The organism is Desulfosporosinus sp. OT (assembly GCF_000224515.1).
GTDB lineage: Bacteria > Bacillota > Desulfitobacteriia > Desulfitobacteriales > Desulfitobacteriaceae > Desulfosporosinus.
This window is the reverse complement of sequence record NZ_AGAF01000119.1, coordinates 1-2,745: the sequence shown is the minus strand read 5'-3', so window position 1 is coordinate 2,745 and position 2,745 is coordinate 1. Positions and strand designations below refer to the sequence as shown.

The following is a 2,745-nucleotide window of genomic DNA, read 5'->3' as shown; positions in this document are numbered from 1 at the left end:
ATCGCCTCGGTTGCCTCTGCAGCCAATGAGCCGATTATCTTAACTGAAAAATCCGGACTGTCTGCTAGTGCCAAAGCCTTCTTAGCAGCTAACTTAGGTATTACAGCCTCGGATGTTATTGGTGGAACCGGCGTCATCGATGCTTCCGTCATGACTCAGTTGCCCAACGCAACTCGCCACTATGGAATCACAGCCTATGACACAAATAACCAAGTGATCCAAGACTTCGCGTCTTCCCTTCAGTTCGATAATGTCTATGTAGCGAACGGCAAAACGGGTATTGATGCTCTCGCCGGCGCACCACTGGCAGCTCAAACGAAGTCCGCTATTGTTCTGACCGACGGCGCGAGTGTTCCTGCTGCGGCCGCGTTCACCCACAGTAAATCGTCTGCTAGCACGGTTGTTACAGCGCTTGGTGGTACAGCGGTTGTTCCTGAGAGTATTCGTACGGGAGTTGCAGAAGGTCAAGTAACAACCGTACCGGGAGATTTGACGATTACTTCAGTAACTGCACTTGATGATACCAACCGTTTCTTAGAAATCGACTTTAGCAAAGCGGTAACCAATCTGGAACCCTCAGATGTTACCATTCAAGATGCAGCGACCAAAGATCGTTATGGCGTTCAAGAAGTCAAGTTGTCTGCCAATGGAATGGCTGCGACGGTCACCTTGTATGCTGCTGATTCTTCCGATGCCAACGTTCTTCAGTACCTTACAGATTATACCGTGACAGTAAACGTCAATGGACAAATGCTAACAGCGAACTTCAATCGTTCGTATTCCATGGAAACCCTGGTACAATCGATCGATGTCGATAATAGCAAGATCACAGTTCATGACACGAAATCAGATACTGTAAAAACGCTTAAAGTTCTTGATCCTAAGTTTAATTATGAAGCTGCGTTAGGTGAAACTGTACAGGTTTGGTATAACAATGATAACGAATTACTGAAATCTCAAGTCATGACGTCAACGGCCAAAGAAGATGCGATTGAAGTGACCAAAGTAGATCAAATCAAACTAGTTAGTGAAGATAAAAAGTATGACGTTACCGGGGATAACTTCTCCAATACCTCAACGGCTAAATTTGCCTTCTATGTAAATGGTGAAGAAAAAGACATCGCTGATTATGTGGGTCAAAAACTCAACTTTGCCAAAGTAGGATTTGACAAATCAGGGGACATTGACTTTGTCAGTGCGTATACCTTAAACGATTTCTTAATCTTCAACTCCGTTGACGGAGACGAAGTACTAGGAGTTAATGGCAGCGGTTCCTTTGACGCAAACCACGCCACGATCATTAAAGACGGAGCCAATATCACGACAGCAGATCTCCAAAAAGGCGATGTAATTTTCTATAATGAAGATGCCAATGACGGAGACGGTTACGCAGAAGTTTACAATAACCAAGCGGCAACCGGTGAGATCACAAACGTGTATAGTAACGCAGTCGAAGTCGGCGGAAAGAGTTATGAGTTTGATTATGACTCCAATGACTACAACTATAACCAATATGCCGTGTATATTGACACAGACGGTAAAGTAAAAGATGTCGATTCTGATGCAGCCGAGTCACTTCAAGCCGCGGGTGATGTAACCCTGTACACTGACCATGCAGGAAACCTAGTCTATATCAGTGGAGACGTAGCGAATATTACCACCAATGATAAGGTTGCAGTCTTAACAGACAGTATTATAGGTTACTCTGAAGCTAAAGCTAAAATTGACGTTGAAGCTGTAAACCAAGATGGCGATGAACTTTCCTATGATATCAATTTGGATAGCCTGGACACGATTACGGTCGATGGCGTAGACTATGATATTGATAACACTGCGGGAGCGACAAGTGATTGGAAAGCGACGTTAGCTGGTGCAGGTATCACACTCATAGATAACAGCGGTGCTGCAAGTAACGTAGTGATTGATTTCAGTGCTGAAGCTAGCCAAGGACGCATGGTTAAATTAGATACCGATGACAATGGTAACCTTAAACAAATTGAATTCTTTAAAGGCACAGGAACCTATGGTTACGGCACCATAACGAGCCTTAAAGCAGGCGACAGTTATCTTGACGGTAAAAAGATGACTTCAGGAACCTTAATGTTTGATGCAACGGATGCTAGTACTGCAACGAAAGCAGGCGATTATGTAGAATCGACATTCGGTGACTACAACGGCTCAGAAATTGCGAGCGGAAGTTATATCTATAATGACGATAATGAAGTCATTGCAGTTTGGTTCGATGCGACAACAACATCCGATATAACGTATGACGAAGCAGTAGTGACCAACGTTCTACGTGATACCGATAAAAAGGTAGTAAGTCTAACAGTATACGCTGGTGGAGAACTGAAAACACTGGCAGCTGATAAGATTTCAGGCTTAACAACGAGTGACGATCTTAAAAAAGGCGATGTCGTCGTGCTTGAATTTGACAAAGGAAATCTTGCCTTAGTCAAAGACATTGCTACAGCCACTCATGAAATCGTAGATGGAACCGCGAATGAGTATGGAGACCGTGTAGTAACCCCAGTAACAGTTGATAGTGTTGACGTTGGTAATAAGAAAGTCACAACAAGTGACGGTGCGTTTACCCTTGCTGATAACGGTTTAGTGCTTGATGTCACAGATCCTTCAGACATTTCCGTGAAATCCTTAAGTGATCTTCGTGGCAAAACGAACGTAACCGTTGTCCGAGATGCTACCAATGGATCATTTGCGAAGTTCTTCCTTTACACGAAGTAA

The 2,745-nt window shown here is 43.9% G+C and carries 1 protein-coding gene; it reads left to right on the top strand.

What is annotated here, in order from left to right; all coding sequences use genetic code 11:
- Positions 1 to 2,745 (top strand): cell wall-binding repeat-containing protein (locus DOT_RS10815; RefSeq protein WP_009618226.1); only part of this gene is annotated, 2,745 nt, incomplete at its 5' end.